The organism is Ferruginibacter sp. (assembly GCF_031430955.1).
Classification (GTDB): domain Bacteria; phylum Bacteroidota; class Bacteroidia; order Chitinophagales; family Chitinophagaceae; genus Ferruginibacter.
Window position 1 is genome coordinate 1 of the sequence record NZ_JANPCM010000425.1, and the last position, 1,557, is coordinate 1,557.

The 1,557-nt window shown below is 39.0% G+C and carries 2 protein-coding genes; both read left to right on the forward strand.

What is annotated here, in order from left to right:
- The coding region (locus tag ACY65O_RS11805; protein ID WP_462221055.1) for a TGS domain-containing protein at positions 1 to 1,038 on the forward strand (1,038 nt) is incomplete at its 5' end.
- Positions 1,039 to 1,230: 192 nt separating this feature from the next.
- On the forward strand, positions 1,231 to 1,557 hold a 327-nt coding region (locus ACY65O_RS11810), incomplete at its 3' end, for a hypothetical protein (protein WP_462221056.1).

A 1,557-nucleotide genomic window follows, 5' to 3' on the forward strand; every position in this document is an offset into this window, starting at 1 on the left:
AAAACCTCTTTTCTTGCAGAGGAAATTTATGTATATACACCTAAAGGAGAAATAAGGATGTTGCCTACAGGCGCAACAGCACTTGACTTTGCTTTTAGTGTACACACTGCAGTGGGCAGCAGGTGCATTGGTGCAAAAGTGAATCATAAATTGGTGCCGATAGGCACTAAACTACGCAGCGGCGACCAGATAGAAATTATTACCAGTGCCAAACAAAAGCCCAATCAGGAGTGGCTGAACCTTGTGGTAACCACCAAAGCCAAAACAAAAATTAAAGATACTTTAAAAGAAGAAAAAAGAAAAGTTGCAGAAGATGGTAAATACATCTTACAAAAAAAATTAGAAGCCATTGGCGGTATGATGACGCAGCATAACATGGAAGAACTGGCTTCGTTTTACAAACTCAATTCTTCGCTTGATCTTTTATATGAAATTGCCATAAAAAAAATTGACTTAAAAGAGTTAAAAGATTTTACGGCATCCGGCGACAGGTTATTTTTACCCAAACCTGTAAAACATGAGCAGGAAGAAAAACATGATACTGACACACACACCAAACTGCATACTAAAAAAGATAAGGATGCCGAGCTTATTATTTTTGGCGAAAGCAGCGATAAAATTCAATATACTTTAGCCAACTGCTGCAAACCTATACCCGGCGATGATGTGTTTGGCTTTGTAACCACCGGCGAAGGATTAAAAATTCACCGAACCAATTGCCCTAATGCCACACGGTTATTATCTACTTACGGTCACCGTGTGGTAAAAACTAAATGGGCAAAAAATAAAGAAATATCTTTTTTAACCGGGTTGAAAATAATTGGTGTAGATGATGTGGGTGTTATCCATAAAATTACTAACCTCATCAGTGGCGAAATGAAATTTAATATTTCGGCAATGACCATTGAGGCTGCCGAAGGCATATTTAAAGGCAACATAAAAATATTTGTGCATGATAAAGATGAGCTGGATGAATTAGTAGAGCGATTAGTGGCACTGCCGGGCATTGAAAGGGTGGACAGGTATGATACAGAATAGCCGACGGACCACAGACGACGGATTTGGAGCCTGAATATCTACTCCTTTTTGTTATAACCGCTAACCTCTCATAGCAATCTGTGGTCTTTGGTCTATCGTCCGTAATCTATTTAACATTAGCTTTACTTGTGGTGCAACTAATTTATTAAAAAACACATCATCTTTGTACATCAAAATTTAAAACCAAAAATTATGCAGGAATTAATTAACCGCCTTACCGCTAAAGCTGGTATTACTACGGAGCAGGCTGCTAAAAGCCTTGAAACCATTAAAGAGTTTGTAAAAGAAAAATTTCCCATGCTGGGTGGTGCTGTTGACAATATGTTTGCTGCTACTCCTGAAAGCGTTGCCGCAGCTGCACCCGCTGCAGAAGCACCGAGCATGATGGATAAAATTAGTGATGTAATACCCGGCCAGGCTGGCGAAAAAATTGAAGCCTTTGCAAAAAATGCAGCCGATAAAGCTGAAGATGTTTTTGACAATGTAAAAGATAAATTGAGCGGAATGTTTGGTGGAGAT